Source organism: Streptomyces sp. NBC_00207 (genome assembly GCF_045160965.1).
Classification (GTDB): Bacteria; Actinomycetota; Actinomycetes; order Streptomycetales; family Streptomycetaceae; genus Streptomyces.
In genome coordinates this window covers 5,049,726-5,065,422 of sequence record NZ_CP130715.1, presented here as the reverse complement: position 1 = coordinate 5,065,422, position 15,697 = coordinate 5,049,726, and the positions used below count along the sequence as shown (strand labels likewise).

The window sequence follows — 15,697 nt, the reverse complement described above, 5'->3', positions numbered from 1 at the left end:
CGAAGAGCGGGCGATCTGACCGCCGCCCGGCCCTGTCCCGTTCGACGAACGCAGGTCTAGGCCGCCTGGTCGGCGGTGGCCGGGGCCTCGGCGGCGCGCCTGGCCTCCAGCCGCTGCCGGCGGCCGGGGCCGCCCGAGATGCGGTGCAGCCGGTACCCGCCGGGCTTCTGCGCCTCTCCGGCCAGGTGTTCGACGACGCCCTTGCACACGGTCTCCTTGAGCTTCGCGCCCAGGCGCCCGTCGATCTTGAACCACACCGCGACGTCCGCACGGTTGGCGAACTGGAAGATGCCGTCCGCCCGGCCCAGGCTGATGCACTGGGCGCCGAACGCCTGGTTGAGGGTCTCGGGCTGCTCGCCCGCGATCCGGCTGAGCACCGTGTCGGCGGCCCGCGCGCCCATGGGCATCGCGGCCTGGCAGCTCATCCGCAGTGGCAGGTCCGACGGAGCAGCCGAGTCCCCGGCCGCGATGATGCGTACGTCGTCCACGCTGGTCAGCGTCTCGTCCGTGAGCAGACGGCCCTCGGCATCGGTGGCCAGCCCACTGCGCACGGCCAGGTCCGGGACCGCGAAGCCGGCGGTCCAGATGGTCACCTCGCTCCGGACCTCGCGGCCGTTGGCGAGCCGTACGGCGTCGCTGGTCACGGCCGTCACCTTCGTGCCGGGGCCGTCGAGCACGGTCACCCCGAGCCGGGCCAGCCGCCCGGCCACCGAGCGCCGGCCGCGCGGGTGCAGGTACGGGCCGAGCACCCCACCGCAGACCAGGGTCACGGCGCGCCCCTGCTCGGCCAGTTCCGCGGCGGTCTCGATGCCCGTCGGACCGGCTCCGACCACCGTCACCGCGGCCGACGCGGGAGCGGCGTCGAGGACCGGCCGCAGCCGCTGCGCCTCCTCGAACGTGCCGATCGGGTAGGCGAACTCCGCGGCCCCGGGCACGCGCGGGTCGGCGCTGCCGCTGCCCACCGCGTACAGCAGGTAGTCGTAGCCGACCGCCCCGCCCGACGCCAGCGCCACGCGGCGCCCGGCCGCGTCGATCCGTGTCGCGGTGTCGACCACGAGCCGCACGCCGTCGGCCAGGACCTCCCGGTAGTCGACGACCGCGTTGTCCGACCCGCCCACCAGCTGGTGCAGGCGGATCCGGTGGACGAAGGTCGCCCGCGGGTTGATGAGCGTCACTCGCACGTCGCCGCGCTGCGTCAGGCGGTTGGCCGCCATCACGCCTGCGTAACCGCCACCGATGACGACGACATCGAAGTTCTCGGCCATGGTGTGTCCTCCGCTTCTTGGGGCTTCGACCTCAAGACACCGGCTGCCCGGCCGCTGTGACAGCATGTGAGGCAGGTCACTTCACGCGCCTGCGCCGCCCGTGAGGTCCTCCCCCGGTTCGGCTCCAACGGGTGAACCCCCGGCCCGCGTTCAGGGGGCCGGCCGGCTCGGGGCGGGCGTGAAGATCCGGTCCAGGTGGTGGCGGAGTACGGCGAGGGCCGACTCCGGGCCCCGCTGGCCCACGAGGATGCTGGTGCCCATGGTCGCCGTCATCGCGAGCAGGCTGATCGCCTCCGTGCGCGCGTCGATGCCGGGGTCGGCCAGGCCCGACGCCACGGCCTGTTCGAGCAGGCCGGTCAGGGCGTTCTCGGCGGCGTCGGGGTTGTCGATGAAGGGCTGGGCGGCCAGCGCCTCGTCGGTCACGGACAGGATCGAGTAGGAGCTGTAGAGGAGGTGGAAGGTGCGGCTCTCCTCGTCGGTCGGCAGGGAGGCCAGCAGCAGCGCCTCGATCGTCGCGCGCGGGCCCGGGTCCGGGCCCGCGGCGGCCAGGCGGGCGCCCACCCGCGCGGTGAAGCGGTCGGTCAGGTGCTGGAGTCCGTAGAAGAGCAGCTTCTCCTTGGTCTCGAAGTAGTACTGGACGAGGCGGAGGGACACCCCGGCCTCCGCGGCCACGTCCCGCATGCCGACCGCATGCAGCCCCCGCCGCCCCGCGACCTGGATGAGCGCCTCGGCGATCTGGGCGCGCCGTTCCTCGTGATCCACGCGCTTCGGCATCTGCCGGTGTCTCCGCCCCGTCGGTCGAATTCGCGGTCCGGGCTCCCCGGACGCCTTCATGGTACCGCCGCACCATGATCGTGGTACGGTCGTACCACGAAGAAGGATTCTTCCCGGAGGTGCCCCGTGCCCGAGAACACGACCCACGTGCGCCGTGACGTCGGCCGCTACGTGAACGACGAGCTGCGCGACCGCTACTTCGCCGCGAGCGACGCCGTCTACGCCATGGGTGCGCCCGCCCGCTCCGAGACGGACGTCGAGACCAACTACGGCACCACGCACGTCTACCGGTACGGCCCCACCGACCCGGCGGCCGAGTCCCGCACGCCCGTCGTGCTGATCCACGGCGCCGGCTACTGCTCCGCCATGTGGTACCCCAACACCCCCGCGCTCAGCGCCGAACGCCCCGTCTACGCGCTCGACACCCCCGGCGACGCCGGCCGCAGCGTCCACCGCGAGCCCATGTGGCAGCCGGAGCGTGCCGCCCAGTGGCTCGACGAGGCGCTCGACGGCCTCGGCCTCGACCGGGTCCACCTCGTCGGCTCCTCCTACGGCGGCTGGCTGGTCCTGAACATGGCGCACCGCCGGCCCGGACGGCTCGCGTCGGTCACCGCCCTCGACCCCGGCGGCCTGGAGAAGGTGGGCCTGCGCTTCTTCGCCTGGGTCTTCGTCAGCCTCTTCGCCAGCTTCGCCCCCAAGGCGCTGCGCCCGCGCCTCGCCTCCTGGCTGGAACAGCCGGTCATCGCCGTTCCCGAACTGCGGACGTGGATCCATGCGGGCGCCCGGGCCTTCCGGATCCGCCGTCCCGCACCACTGCCCCTCGCCGAGGACGCGCTGCGCTCCCTCCGCACCCCGCTCTACCTGATCATGGGCAAGCGCAGCCTCCTCGTACACCCGCAGCGGCAGCTGGAGCGCGTACCGCGGCTGGTCCCGGGGGCCCGCGCCGAGATCATCGCCGCGACGGGGCACGGCCCGCAGATCGACCACCCCGACGTGGTCAACGCCCGGATGCTGAGCTTCATGGAGGACGTCGACTCCCTCGACCCGGCCGAGGCGCAGGGCTAGAACAAGCAGATCACGCCGTCCGGACAGTCGGCCGGGGTCCGGCCGGGGCGGGGGCCGTCCGGGTGCCCGTACGCCGTGTCGCCCCGGGGGCGGCGGGAGACGGTACGAGGATGTAGCCCGACGGAATGCGCCCCCGCACCTACGCACCGTCTCCGGGGCGGCCACGCCTACCGTGGGAGGGGCTCCTGGGGGCGCACCAGCGGATGGGGTGGACGTGTCGACATCGAGTCACGAATCGTTCGGCGCGCCCTGCTGGGTCAGCCTGATGGCCCGCGACCCCGGCGCCTCGCAGGCCTTCTACGGTGCGGTCCTCGGCTGGCAGTTCGGATCGGCCCGGCTCGGGGAGGGGTTCACCGTCGGCTTCAGCGACGGGGTCCCGGTGGCCGGCATCGGCGCCCTGCCCCCGACGGTCACGGCCCCCGTCGCCTGGACCCCGTACTTCGCCGTGGACGACGCCGACGTCACGGCCGCCCGCATCCTCGAACGCAGCGGAACCGTCGCCGTCGGCCCCCTGGCCTTCGGCACCGGACGGGCGGCGCTCGCCTCCGACCGCGACGGCGCCGTCTTCGGGATCTGGCAGGGGGAGGCCATCCCCGACTGGGACATGGGAGCGGAAGCCGCTCCGGCCTGGCTCGAACTGCGCACCCGGGACGCCTTCGACGCCGCCATCTTCTACGGCGAGGTCCTGGAGTGGGCCTGTGGGCAGAGCGGCTGCTGCGAGGTCGCCTACGTGGAGGAGAGCAACCGCATCCAGCTCCGCCACGCGGGCCGGACGGTGGCCCGGCTGCACGGCGGAGCCCTCGCGGCGGCTCCCGACCCGCACCTGCGGCCCCACTGGCACGTCCACTTCCGGGTGCCCGACGTGGAAACCGCGGTGAAGGCGGCCACCGGGCTGGGCGGCAGCACGGTCCCCGCGACCGACGCCGTGACCGGCTCCGGCCTCTTCCCCCACGAGATCACCCTGCGCGACCCCGACGGCGCCCTGTTCGGGATCGTCGGCCCGGCGGGCCGCGGCCGCTCCTGACCGGCCGCCGCGGTACCGCCCGGCGCGCACGGCCCCCGCCGCGGGCCGGGTCAGCCGGCCGGCGTGAACTGCTCCGTACCGAGGACCCGGAGGAGGGCGAGGCGGTCGGCCGTGTCCGTACCGGGCGGGGGCGTGAGCAGGACGAGCCGCTGCTCGCCCTCCGGGGCGAGGAGCACCTGGCAGTCGAGGTCGACGGGGCCGACGACCGGGTGGATCACACGCATGCGGCTGTGGCGGCGGACGGCGACCTCGTGCAGCTCCCACAGGGCGGTGAACTCCTCGCTGGCGTCCCGCAGGCGCTCCACCAGACGGGTGGAGGCCGGGTCCGCGGACCTGCGGCCGACGGCCGCCCGCAGGTCCGCGACGTGCACCCGGCTGTACCGCTCGTGTTCCTCGGCCGGGTACGCGTCCCGCGCGGCCGGATCGGCGAACCAGCGCCAGATCACGTTGCGGCCGTGCTCGGACACCGTGCACACCCCGCCCAGCAGGGAGCGGGCCATGTCGTTCTGGGCCAGGACGTCCCCCAGGTCGCTGAGAACCTGCGCGGGAGTGCCGTGCAGCTGGTCCAGCAGGTGCAGCAGACCCGCACCGACCTGGTCGCCGGCGACCCGCCCGGCGGGCGGGCGGTGCCCGGCGAGCAGGTACAGGTGGTCGCGCGCGTCGTCACCGAGCCGCAGGGCGCGGGCGAGCGCGGACAGCATCTGCGGTGACGGCTGCGGGCCGCGGGCCTGCTCCAGCCGGATGTAGTAGTCGGCCGACATGCCCGCGAGCTGGGCGACCTCCTCGCGCCGCAGTCCCGGCGTGCGCCGCCGGGGCCCGGCGACCAGACCCGCGTCCTGCGGGCGCACCCGGTCGCGCGAGCGGCGGAGGAAGTCGGCGAGTTCACGGCGGTCGATCGTCATGTGGATCATCCTGCCGGAGGCGTCCGCGCCGTAACCAGGGATCGCCGGTCCCAGGTTCAGCGAGGCTCTGCCGCCCCCGGCAGCGCGGCGGCAGTGTGGGCGGAGCCGGGGCGAACACCTTCCCCGGCACCCACCGGAACGCACCGCAGCCCGCCGCAGCGCACCGCGCCAGAAGGAGCAGCCATGTCCACCGCCACCATCGTCCCCGCCGTCACCTTCACCGCCACCGTGGGCGTCGCCGGCGCCCGGGTCCACTACGAGCGCTCCGGTGCCGGCTCCGGCACCGCGCTCGTCCTCGTCCACGGCACCGGCTCGGGCGGCTCCGCCGTGAACTGGGGCCGGACCCTGCCCCGTTTCACCACCGGCCGCACCGTCATCACCCCCGACCTCTCCGGCACCGACCGCACCACGGACGACGGGGCCCCGCTGACCGTGGAAGGTCTGGCCGCGCAGGTCATCGCCGTCATCGAGGACGCGGGCGCCGGCCCGGTGGACCTGCTCGGCTTCTCCATGGGCGCGCCGGTGTCCGCCGCCGTCGCCGCGCTCCGCCCCGACCTCGTCCGCCGCCTGATCCTGGTCGCCGGATGGGCCCACACCGAGGGCGACGAGTACCTGCGCAACCTCTTCGCCCTGTGGAAGCAGATCGGCGTCTCCGACCCGGCCGCCTTCGGCCGCTCCGTCACCATGACCGGCTTCAGCCGCGGCTTCCTCAACTCGATCGGCCGCGAGCAGGTGGAACTGCTGATCCCCAACATGCCGGCCACCCCCGGCACCCTGCGCCACGTCGACCTCGACACCCGCATCGACATCCGCGGCCTGCTGCCGCGCATCCAGGCCGAGACGCTCGTCATCGGCGCCACCCGGGACCTCACCGTCCCGGTGGAGAACAGCCGCGCCCTGCACCGCGCCATCGCCCGCAGCACGTACGCCGAGATCGACGCCGGACACGTCGCGTTCTTCGAGAAGGAGGACGAATTCGTCGGGCTGGTCGACGAGTTCACCCTCGCCCCGTGATCTCGCCTCCCCCGGACGCCCCGGTACCGCGGTCCGGCAGCGGGGTGTGGAGCCAGCGGGCCGGCAGGGGCTCGCGGGCCACCACGTACCCGACGGCGATGGCGAGGGTGAGGACGACGAACAGCACGATCAGCCAGGACATCAGGGCGAAGACCGATCCGAGGCTGCCGAACTGCCGCATGCTGCGCTCCACGGCGTGCGGCATGTAGATCCTCGACACCATGGACAGCAGCTGCTCACCCGTCCCGGCCAGCACCGCGCCGGGCAGCAGCGGCAGCCACGGGATCCGGGCGCCGAGCAGCAGGTGCTGGGTCCACCACCACAGCAGCGTGCCGCTGATCACGGCGAGCAGGAAGCCGCCGACCGGGCCGGCGCCGAAGGCGCTCTGGACCGGCCCCTGGAAGAGCAGTGCGCCCAGCCAGACGAGGAGCCAGGCCAGCCACCGCCAGGCCGCGAGCCGGGCCTTGGCCTTGGGCAGGTGCCAGGAGCGCTCGCACGTCATCTGCAGGGCGCGGCTGCAGGCGGTGGCCGACACGAGTGTCACCACGACGCCCACCGCGCCGGTGCTCGCGGTGGCGGTGGAATCGGTGGCGGAGTACACCTGACGCACCTGGTCCAGGGCGGCGTTCTGGAGCCCGAGCGTGGCGCGGATGGACGAGACCAGCTCCTGCTGGAGCCAGTCGGGTGCGAGGGCGCCGATGACGAAGAGGGCCGGCACCGCGCCGAGGAAGGCCTGCGCGGCCAGCCTGAACGCGCAGTCCAGGACCTTGACGCTGGCGAGCTGTTCGAGGAGCCGGGTCAGCAGCGGTGTGTGCTTGCGCATCCAGGTGGGCAGGCGGAGCTTGCGCTCGGTGGCCTCCGGTTCGGACACGGTGCACTCCTCACGGGACGGTTGCCGACGTCGGTGACCACCCTTCCACGAGAAAACACCGAACAGAGCATATCCGGCATTTCGCCGCCCGGCCCCGTCACTCCCGTGATTGCATCCCTCCCGTACCCGCAACACGTGACCGTGACCGCGAGGGGGCGAGCCGCATGTTCCAACCGCCGACGCGCGCGATGCGCCGGGATCTGACCCAGCTGATCTGCGCGCTCGGCGGTCTGGCACTGGGGCTGGTGGCCCCCATGGCCGACGTGGGACCGGCGGTGGAGGCCTCGCGCGTGGCGACCATGCTCTTCACCGTGGGCTTCGGCGTCATCAGCCTGGTGAGCATCATCTACTCGATGCTGTTCCTGGTCGTGCAGTTCTCCGCCAGCACGTTCACCCCGCGCCTCGCGTTCTTCCGCGACGAACCGATCGTCTGGCGCGCCTTCGCCTTCGCCGTCGGGGTCTTCGTCTTCTGCGTCGTCGCGGGCCTCGCCATCGGCGCCCGCGACCAGGTCTCGGCCCTGCTCCCCTGCGTGGCCATGGTCCTCACGCTGGTCGCCCTCGCCCTGATGAGGTCGCTGCAGACGAAGGCGTTCGACTCGATCCAGCTCGCCCACTCGCTCACCGCCATCGCCACCCGCGCACACCTGTCGTACGACGGCCTGTACGTGCGGCCGTACGATCCCGGCCGCACGGCCGCGGCGCCGCCGCCCCCGGGGGCCGGCACCGGCTCCACCGTGCGCTGGTCCGGGCCGGCGACCGTGATCCAGCAGATCGACGTACCCGCCCTGGTGGCGGTGGCCCAGCGGCACGACTGCGCGATCGACTTCCGCGTCACCCCCGGCCGGACCGTCTCGCGGGGCATGGCCCTGGCCGAGGTGACGGGCGCCGAACTGCCTGAGGCGGTCCTGCGCGAGGCCGTGGTCACCGGCGTGGAACGCACCTTCCACCAGGATCCCGAACTGCCGTTCAGGCTCCTGGTCGACATCGCGCTGCGCGCCCTCTCCCCCGCCGTCCACGACCCGGCGACGGCGGTGGAGAGCATGGACCGCCTGGAGGACCTGCTCACCCGGCTCGCCGACCGGGAGCTGGACTTCGGCCGGTTCGCCGACGGGGCGGGCCGCATGCGGGTGACGGTCCCCGTCCCCGACTGGGAGCAGTACGTCCGGACGGCCTGCGACGACATCGCCGTCGCCGCCGCGGGCTCCCCGATGGCCCTGGGCCGGCTGCGCGACCTCCTCGGCCGGCTGCTGGAACGGAGCCCCGAGGCCCGGCGGGCCGTCGTACGGGAGCGGCTCGAATGGGCCGAGCGCACGGGGAGCGCCGCATACCCGCTGATCTGGACCCCGCGCGAGGAGTCCTCATGAGCGACGAGCGCCGGCCCCCTGCCGCCGGCGACGGCCCGGGCGCCACGGACGTCACCGCAGCCGCGACACCCCGGGAGCGCCGGCGCGTCCTGCTGGGCTGCGTACTGCGCTCGGTGGCCTCGGTCGTCCTGATCACGGCGCTGTACTACCTGGCGCCCCTGGACGGCGAGATCGTTCTGCGCACCCTCGTGTCGCTCGTGCTGGGCCTGGGCCTCTTCGGCTGGCTGGTGGTCAGGCAGGTCACGGCCGTCGCCCGTGCGCGGTTCCCCCGGCTGCGCGCCATGGAGGCGCTGGCCACCGCCGTACCGCTGTTCCTGGTGATCTTCTCCGTGACGTACTTCCTGGTCGCCAAGGAGGTACCGGGCACGTTCACGGAGTCGCTGAACCGGACGGACGCCATGTACTTCACGGTCACGGTGTTCGCGACCGTGGGCTTCGGGGACATCACACCCGTCACGGAGACCGGCCGCGTGCTGACCACCCTGCAGATGGTCGCCGACCTGCTCCTGGTGGGCGTGATCGCGAAGGCGCTGTTCGGGGCGGTCGAGATCGGGATCCGCCGGCGGGGTCCGGGGCCCGACGCTCCGGACAACGACTCCTGAGCGGCTCGTGAGCGGTTCGTGAGCGGTTCGTGAGCGGTTCGTGAGCGTACGGCGCGGGACCCCGGCCGGAGAGCCGGCCGGGGTCCCGTTCGTTCATCCCGTCAGCACCGGAGGCCGGTGGAGGCCGCCGTCGCGGCCGCGTCCAGCTGCTCGATCTGCGGCTGCAGCTGGGTGCGGGCGTCCTTGCCGGTCGTGTCGCCCGGCAGGTCCTCGTAGGCCTTCTTGAGGTTCTCGGCGGCGGACTTGACCGCCTCCCGCTCCGCGTCCTTCAGCTTGCTCAGGTTGTCCTTGACCCCGCTCCAGTCCTCCTGGACGGCGTCGTAGGCCTCCTTGACCTGGTCCTTGGTCGCGGTGGCGGGGTTCAGGGCCTTCAGCTTGGCGTTGTCGGCCTTCAACGCGGTCAGATCGGTGCAGAGGTCGGCTGCGGCCTGGGTGGCCTCCTCCTCGGGCGAGGGGTCGTCGGAGCAGGCGGAGAGACCGAAAACCGCGCTGACGCAGAGCACACCGATCACCGGGAAACGCTTCATGGGGCCTTCCTCAGTCAGACAAACCGGATGTACGGGATCTTCCGGTACACCTGACAAAATATGCAGACTCCCCGGCTTTCCGCATCCGCATGACTGCGGACCGCTGCCGCCGCTACGGCTTGATGTTCTGGTTCAGGTGGAACAGGTTCCCCGGGTCGTAGGTCCGCTTGACCTGGGCCAGCCGGTCGTAGTTCCCCTTGTAGTTGGCCCGGATGCGGTCCTGGTCGTCGTCGGCCATGAAGTTGATGTAGCCGCCCTCCTCCGAGTGCGGGGCGGTGGCCTCGTAGTAGTCGCGGACCCAGGCGATGTTGGCGTCGTTGCCGGCGGGGTCGGGCCACATGCCGGCGATGACGGTGGCGAACGAGGCGTCGCGGTAGGCGTAGGCCGTCGCGTCCGGGGCGACGCGGTGGCAGGCGCCGTTGACCGGGTAGATGTGGACCGTCGAGTTCACGGCGGGCAGGCCCGGGGCGTGCTGCAGGTGCGCCGCGATCGCCTCGTCGGTCAGCTCGGTCACGAAGTTGGCCTTCCAGTAGTGCTGGAGGCCGGGCGGTACGAGGGCGTCGAAGGCGCTGTTGAGCGCCGGGTACGGCATGGGGCCCACGTGCTCCGCGACCACCGGCGCGAAGTCGTGGAAGGCCTGCAGGGCGCGCGGCCCCTCGTCGAGCGGCCCGGACCAGCACGCCACGATGAGCGCGAAGACGTCGCCGTGCCGGTCCTCCGGGATGAACGGGAGCGGCGGGGCGATCTGGAAGGCCGGGAACCCGCCCAGCTCCTCCGGGGCGTCGGCGATGTGATCGGCGAAGGAACGCAGGACGGTGGCGGCGTCCTCCAGCTCGAAGAGCATCGGCCCGCCGTAGATGTCCTTGACCGGGCCGAGCCGGTACTCGAAGGAGGTCACCGCGCCGAAGTTGCCGCTGCCGCCGCGCAGCGCCCAGAAGAGGTCGGCGTTCTCCTCCTCGCTCGCCACGAGCAGCCGGCCGTCCGCGGTCACCACATCGGCCGAGATCAGGTTGTCGCAGCTCAGGCCCATTCCGCGGCACAGGTAGCCGATGCCGCCGCCGAGGGTGAGCCCGCCGATCCCGGTGGTCGAGATGATCCCGCCGGTCGTGGCCAGCCCGAAGGGGTACGTCGCCGCGTTGAAGTCGCCCCAGGTCGCGCCGCCCTCCGCGCGCGCCGTCCGCTTCGCCGCGTCCACGCGGACCCCGCGCATCCCGGACAGGTCGGCGACCACGCCGTCGTCGCAGGTGCCGAAGCCGGGCACGCTGTGTCCGCCGCCGCGCACCGCCAGGTCGAGCTCGTTCTCGCGGGCGAAGTCGACCGTGGCCATGACGTCGCCCGCGTTGGCGCAGCGCACGACGGCGGCCGGCCTCCGGTCGATCATGGCGTTGTGGACCGTGCGGGCCTCGTCGTAGGCCGCGTCGTCGGGCGTGACGACCGCCCCGCGGACCCTTTCGCGCAACTGGTCGATCGAGAGCTTGCCCATGGCCATCGCTCCTCGTACCTGGTGGCTTGAAGCTGGTCCCCGTAGCCGGTCCCCATGACCGGTCCGCGCTACGGCTGGAGGTGGCTGAAGCCCACCTCGAAGTGTTCGACGGAAACGATCCGCTGGCCCTCCCGCTGCGCCGACTCCTCGCGGATGCGGGCGGCCTGCTCCTCGCTGTCCCGCATCGTCCGCTCGTCCTCCCACAAGGTCAGCGACTTGGCCTCCCCCGTGGCCCGGTCGACGAGGTAGTAGACGCCCCGGAAGCCGGGCACGTCCTTGACCTGCCGGACGACCGCCTCCGAACTCGCGGTCACGTCTCCCCCCGCGGGGACCGGTGATCCCTGGTAGGTGCTCAGCCTCGCGAACATCTTCCAGTCCTTCCTGACCGGGCCACCGGTCGGGGAACAGGCGGCTCCACGACCAGGGTGCTCCGGCATGACGCGCCCCGCATGCCGGGACGGCGCGACAATGGTGACGAGGTACACGTCCGCCGTTGCCGTTGCGGAGAGGCGGGTCATCGACGTGCCCTACATAGCTGTGACCGCCCTGAGTCATGTCGGGCTGGTGCGCGAACGCAACGAGGACAGCCTCGTCGTCGGCCCGTGGACGCTGTGCGGGACCGTGACCCAGAACCCCCAGACCCTGCTGTTCCCCTTCGGCAGACCGCTCGTCGTCGCCGTCGCCGACGGGCTCGGCGGGCAGCCGGCCGGCGAAGTGGCCAGCGAGCTGGTCGTGCGCCACCTCTCCTCGCTCGGTTCCGAACTGGACGGCGAGGACGCCCTCGGTGACGCGCTGCGCCGCTGCAACCACGCCGTGCACTCGGCCACCGACGGCCGGCCGGACCTGACCTCCATGGGGACCACGATCGCCGGGGCACTCGTCCTGGCGGAGTCGCTGGTGGTGTTCAACGTCGGCGACAGCAAGGTGTTCCGCGCGGCGCCGGACGGCCTGCACCAGGTCAGCGTGGACGACAGCCCGCCGCCGGCCCCCGGGCACCGCACCACGTCGGCCGTGACCCAGACCCTCGGCGGCAGCCGCGGCTACCACTCGATCGAGCCCCACATGGCGGCCTTCGAGCTGACCGAGGGAGACCGCTACCTGGTGTGCAGCGACGGGCTGACCGACCCGGTGCCCGACGAGGAGATCGAGGACCTGCTGCGGGTGCACGACGACGGCAGGGCCGCCTTCGAGCTGTGGCGGGCCGCCATCGACGCCGGCGGCCCCGACAACATCACGCTCGCGCTGGTCCGCATCAGCGCGTAGGACCCGCCACCGTGCGGGCCCGCGTACGTGTCACCCGCCCCCCGGGGCGGCCAGCTGGTCCGTGAACCGCCGGAGCGCCCTGGCGCCCAGCGGGGACATCAGCGGCTGCAGCGCGCGGTCGGCCAGCCGGGCGCCCGGCAGCCGCAGCCCGCCGAAGAAGGCGAAGCGGGTGCCGTCCCCCTCCGCCACCGCGGCCATGCCGCCCAGCACGAACCGGCTCTGCATGAGGCACCAGCCCGGCCTCAGCACCACGTCGAAGCGCGCCCGCAGGCCCAGCGGGCTGCGGGCCCGGGCTTCGAGGCGCTCGCCGGCCGCCGAGGTCACGGTGAAGGAGCCGATGTCGGTGATCATGACGGGCAGCTGGTTCTCCAGGTCGGAGGCGAGCGCCCAGACCTGATCGAAGGGGGCTTCGATCAGTTGCTCCGCGAAGCTCGTACCCGGTGTGCTGCGCGCGATGACGCGCAGCCTCCGGACGGCGTCGAGTTCGGCGAGCGGCCAGGAGTCCTTCAACGTTCCCACGCCTTCCGGAAGTTGCGGCGGGCCCGGAAGAGTCGGGTCCGCACAGTGGGTTCGGGCACGCCGAGGAGCGCGCTGACCGAGTGCTCGTCCAGCCCTTCCAGGTCCCGCAGGACCAGGACGGCGCGGTGCGCCGGGGAGAGCCGCTCCAGCACGTCGCGCACGTCGGCGGCGAGCTGCGGATCGTCGCGCGCGGGCACGTCCTCCAGCGGGTCCGGGACCACCCGGGCCGCCGCCCGGGCGATGCGGACCGCCTCCCGTACGGCGATCACCCGGGCCCACCCGAACAGGGCCGCGGGCTCCCGGAGTTGGCCGATGCTGCGGAAGATCACGATCAGCGCCTCCTGCGCGGCGTCCGGCCCGTCCTGCAGGGCGATGGGGCCGCACAGCCGCCCGACGTAGGGGGCCAGCAGGTCCAGCAGCCCCTGGGTGGCCATCCGGTCCCCGCGCTGGGCCGAGCGCACGAGGGCGGCCAGCTCGGCCGCCGTCACGGCGCGCCGGGCCTGGTCCACGGGATTCTCACGGCTTCCTCCTCCTCGACGGCGCTTCGGGAGGGTAGAGGGGGCCGGACGGCCGAACATTCCCCATGACCTGCGTCACATCGCGCACGGCTCCGGCCCGGGAGACACGTGTTTATATGATTTTCAGGCGTGGATTTCTGTTCCTGCAGGTGCGGAATTTCGACAGACCTGCTACGGGAAAAAATTTACGCCCCCGATGGCATCCCCCGTGCTACTGTGATGTCAGTTGCAGTTGTGGTTCCCAAAAACTTACAAGTGCTCTCACCTGATTTTCGGTGGGCGCACTTTTTATTTCCGGTGCATGCAGTGAGATTTGCACATTCCGGTCGGGGCAATCATCGCGGCGACGCCGGGCTCGCACAGTGCGGACCCGGGCACTGCCCCAAAGGAGAATTCATATGGCATCTGGCACCGTGAAGTGGTTCAACGCGGAAAAGGGCTTCGGCTTCATCGAGCAGGAGGGCGGCGGCGCTGACGTCTTCGCTCACTACTCGAACATCGCCTCTTCTGGCTTCCGTGAGCTTCAGGAAGGCCAGAAGGTTACCTTCGACGTCACGCAGGGCCAGAAGGGCCCGCAGGCCGAGAACATCGTTCCCGCCTGACGCTGACGCGTACACGCAGCTGAGGCCCGCACCTTGGGGTGCGGGCCTCGGCGCGTTGCTTTTTCCCCGCTCACGCCCTGTCGGTCCCCGACGGCCCACTGAGCGGCGGGTGACGGCGCTCCGCGCCGGCCCGCCTCACGTCCGGCCGGGCGGCAGTGTCTCCCACGACGCACCGTCCCGCCCCCGCCCCGCACACCGTCCGCCGTACCCCGGCTCCACGACGCGCAGCGCGGCACCCTCTCCACGACGAACCGGCCCGCCCTTTCCGGCGCGGCACGGCCCCGTCCCGTCTTTTCTTCGGCTCGTTCTCGCGAATCCCCCTGCCCGGGAATTCCTCGATACGCGCCGCATCGAGGAAGGTTCTGCATGAACCGCACCACTCGCACGAACGACCGCTCCTCCCGCGCCCCCCGCAACGGCGGCTACGGCGGCTCCGGCGGCTCCGGCCGCGGCAGCCGTTTCGGCTCCTCCGCCCCCACCCGCTCCGGTGGCTCCGGATACGGCGGCTCCGGCCGCTCCGGCTACGGCGGCGGCAGCCGCCGCCCCGTTGCCCTCCAGGGCGAATTCGCCCTCCCCGAGACGATCACTCCGGCGCTCCCCGCCGTCGAGGCCTTCGCCGATCTCGACATGCCCGAGCAGCTGCTGGCCGCGCTCGGCTCCGAGGGCGTGAGCGTGCCGTTCCCGATCCAGGCCGCCACCCTGCCGAACTCCCTCGCGGGCCGCGACGTACTGGGCCGCGGGCGCACCGGCTCCGGCAAGACCCTCGCCTTCGGCCTCGCGCTGCTGGCCCGTACGGCCGGACAGCGCGCCGAGGCCCGCCAGCCGCTGGCCCTGGTCCTCGTACCGACGCGCGAGCTGGCCCAGCAGGTCACGGACGCCCTCGCCCCCTACGCCCGCGCCATGAAGCTGCGTACGGCCACCGTCGTGGGCGGCATGCCCATCGGGCGGCAGGCCAGCGCGCTGCGCGGCGGCGCCGAGGTCGTCGTCGCGACGCCCGGACGGCTCAAGGACCTCATCGACCGCGGCGACTGCCGGCTGAACCAGGTCGCGATCACCGTCCTGGACGAAGCCGACCAGATGGCCGACATGGGCTTCATGCCGCAGGTCACCGCCCTGCTCGACCAGGTGCGCCCCGAGGGCCAGCGGATGCTCTTCTCCGCCACCCTCGACCGCAACGTCGACCGGCTCGTGCGCCGCTACCTGACCGATCCCGTCGTGCACTCCGTCGACCCCTCGGCCGGCGCGGTCACCACGATGGAGCACCACGTGCTGCACGTGCACGGCACCGACAAGCACGCGACGACCACCGAGATCGCGGCGCGCGAGGGCCGGGTGATCATGTTCCTGGACACCAAGCACGCCGTCGACCAGCTCACCAGCCACCTGCTGAACAGCGGCGTACGGGCCGCGGCGCTGCACGGCGGGAAGTCGCAGCCGCAGCGCACCCGCACCCTCGCCCAGTTCAAGACCGGGCACGTGACCGTGCTGGTGGCGACCAACGTCGCGGCGCGCGGGATCCACGTCGACAACCTCGACCTCGTCGTGAACGTGGACCCGCCCACCGACCCCAAGGACTACCTGCACCGGGGCGGCCGTACCGCGCGCGCCGGCGAGTCCGGCAGCGTCGTCACCCTGGTCACTCCGAACCAGCGCCGCGAGATGACCCGCCTGATGGCCGCCGCGGGTATCGTCCCGCAGACCACCCAGGTCCGTTCGGGCGAGGAGGCGCTGAGCCGGATCACCGGCGCCCAGGCCCCCTCCGGCATCCCGGTCACCATCACCGCTCCGCAGGCGGAGCGGACCGGACGCAGCCCGCGTTCCTCCCGCGGACGGCGCAGCCGCCCCGCCCAGGAGCGCCGCCGTTCCATGGGCATGGCCGCCTGACCCAGGCCCCGTGCCGCCCC

At 72.7% G+C, this 15,697-nt stretch carries 17 protein-coding genes; 8 read left to right on the top strand and 9 right to left on the bottom strand.

Annotation, left to right across the window (positions count from 1 at the left end; all coding sequences use genetic code 11):
* Window positions 1-56: 56 nt before the first annotated feature.
* Window positions 57-1,265 (bottom strand): NAD(P)/FAD-dependent oxidoreductase, encoded by a 1,209-nt coding sequence (locus OG472_RS23930; protein WP_401609743.1) that lies wholly within the window; start codon window positions 1,263-1,265, stop codon window positions 57-59.
* Window positions 1,266-1,415: 150 nt separating this feature from the next.
* Complete coding sequence (locus tag OG472_RS23925) at window positions 1,416-2,039, bottom strand: TetR/AcrR family transcriptional regulator (protein WP_401609746.1); 624 nt, start codon at window positions 2,037-2,039, stop codon at window positions 1,416-1,418.
* 126 nt (window positions 2,040-2,165) lie between these two features.
* Here OG472_RS23925 and OG472_RS23920 point away from each other — a divergent pair, with 126 nt between their 5' ends.
* A complete protein-coding gene (locus tag OG472_RS23920; RefSeq protein ID WP_405942026.1) occupies window positions 2,166-3,104 on the top strand; it encodes an alpha/beta fold hydrolase in 939 nt (312 codons plus the stop codon).
* 265 nt (window positions 3,105-3,369) lie between these two features.
* Window positions 3,370-4,128, top strand: coding sequence for a VOC family protein (locus tag OG472_RS23915; RefSeq protein WP_405943205.1), 759 nt, complete (start codon window positions 3,370-3,372; stop codon window positions 4,126-4,128).
* A gap of 50 nt (window positions 4,129-4,178) precedes the next feature.
* Here the strand turns inward: OG472_RS23915 and OG472_RS23910 are convergent, their stop codons facing one another.
* Window positions 4,179-5,039: a helix-turn-helix transcriptional regulator gene (locus OG472_RS23910; RefSeq protein ID WP_405942025.1), complete on the bottom strand. Its 861-nt coding sequence runs from the start codon at window positions 5,037-5,039 to the stop codon at window positions 4,179-4,181.
* A 174-nt stretch (window positions 5,040-5,213) separates the two neighbouring features.
* Between OG472_RS23910 and OG472_RS23905 the strand changes: the two genes are divergently transcribed.
* Window positions 5,214-6,044 (top strand): alpha/beta fold hydrolase, encoded by an 831-nt coding sequence (locus OG472_RS23905; RefSeq protein ID WP_405942024.1) that lies wholly within the window; start codon window positions 5,214-5,216, stop codon window positions 6,042-6,044.
* On the opposite strand, the gene OG472_RS23900 is transcribed toward OG472_RS23905, so the two are convergent.
* Window positions 6,028-6,915 carry a YhjD/YihY/BrkB family envelope integrity protein gene (locus OG472_RS23900; RefSeq protein WP_405942023.1) on the bottom strand — a complete coding sequence of 296 codons (888 nt, stop codon included), beginning with the start codon at window positions 6,913-6,915 and terminating at the stop codon, window positions 6,028-6,030. The two genes, OG472_RS23905 and OG472_RS23900, sit on opposite strands and share 17 nt — an antisense overlap.
* Window positions 6,916-7,079: 164 nt before the next feature.
* Between OG472_RS23900 and OG472_RS23895 the strand changes: the two genes are divergently transcribed.
* Together OG472_RS23895 and OG472_RS23890 are read left to right on the top strand one after the other, a co-directional pair.
* Entirely contained in the window at window positions 7,080-8,279 is a 1,200-nt protein-coding gene (locus tag OG472_RS23895) for a DUF2254 family protein (RefSeq protein ID WP_405942022.1), read from the top strand.
* Window positions 8,276-8,881 carry a potassium channel family protein gene (locus tag OG472_RS23890; protein WP_405942021.1) on the top strand — a complete coding sequence of 202 codons (606 nt, stop codon included), beginning with the start codon at window positions 8,276-8,278 and terminating at the stop codon, window positions 8,879-8,881. The genes OG472_RS23895 and OG472_RS23890 overlap by 4 nt, the downstream gene beginning before the upstream one ends.
* A gap of 101 nt (window positions 8,882-8,982) precedes the next feature.
* Here OG472_RS23890 and OG472_RS23885 read toward each other — a convergent pair whose 3' ends face one another.
* From OG472_RS23885 to OG472_RS23875, 3 genes are all read right to left on the bottom strand, one after another.
* Window positions 8,983-9,408: a hypothetical protein gene (locus tag OG472_RS23885; protein ID WP_401609765.1), complete on the bottom strand. Its 426-nt coding sequence runs from the start codon at window positions 9,406-9,408 to the stop codon at window positions 8,983-8,985.
* A 112-nt stretch (window positions 9,409-9,520) separates the two neighbouring features.
* On the bottom strand, window positions 9,521-10,891 hold the full coding sequence (locus OG472_RS23880) for an FAD-binding oxidoreductase (RefSeq protein ID WP_405831158.1): 1,371 nt from the start codon (window positions 10,889-10,891) through the stop codon (window positions 9,521-9,523).
* Window positions 10,892-10,959: 68 nt separating this feature from the next.
* Entirely contained in the window at window positions 10,960-11,205 is a 246-nt protein-coding gene (locus OG472_RS23875; RefSeq protein WP_383567223.1) for a hypothetical protein, read from the bottom strand.
* A 208-nt stretch (window positions 11,206-11,413) separates the two neighbouring features.
* Between OG472_RS23875 and OG472_RS23870 the strand changes: the two genes are divergently transcribed.
* Window positions 11,414-12,154: a PP2C family protein-serine/threonine phosphatase gene (locus OG472_RS23870; protein WP_405942020.1), complete on the top strand. Its 741-nt coding sequence runs from the start codon at window positions 11,414-11,416 to the stop codon at window positions 12,152-12,154.
* Window positions 12,155-12,184: 30 nt separating this feature from the next.
* Here OG472_RS23870 and OG472_RS23865 read toward each other — a convergent pair whose 3' ends face one another.
* Window positions 12,185-12,673 (bottom strand): hypothetical protein, encoded by a 489-nt coding sequence (locus OG472_RS23865; RefSeq protein ID WP_401609773.1) that lies wholly within the window; start codon window positions 12,671-12,673, stop codon window positions 12,185-12,187.
* The gene (locus OG472_RS23860; protein WP_405831154.1) at window positions 12,661-13,182 is read right to left on the bottom strand and encodes an RNA polymerase sigma factor; all 522 of its coding nucleotides are present in this window, start codon (window positions 13,180-13,182) and stop codon (window positions 12,661-12,663) included. The genes OG472_RS23865 and OG472_RS23860 overlap by 13 nt, the downstream gene beginning before the upstream one ends.
* A 407-nt stretch (window positions 13,183-13,589) precedes the next feature.
* On the opposite strand from OG472_RS23860, the gene OG472_RS23855 reads away from it, so the two are divergent.
* On the top strand, window positions 13,590-13,793 hold the full coding sequence (locus OG472_RS23855; RefSeq protein WP_030011983.1) for a cold-shock protein: 204 nt from the start codon (window positions 13,590-13,592) through the stop codon (window positions 13,791-13,793).
* 366 nt (window positions 13,794-14,159) lie between these two features.
* Window positions 14,160-15,677: a DEAD/DEAH box helicase gene (locus tag OG472_RS23850; protein ID WP_405942019.1), complete on the top strand. Its 1,518-nt coding sequence runs from the start codon at window positions 14,160-14,162 to the stop codon at window positions 15,675-15,677.
* Window positions 15,678-15,697: the final 20 nt, after the last annotated feature.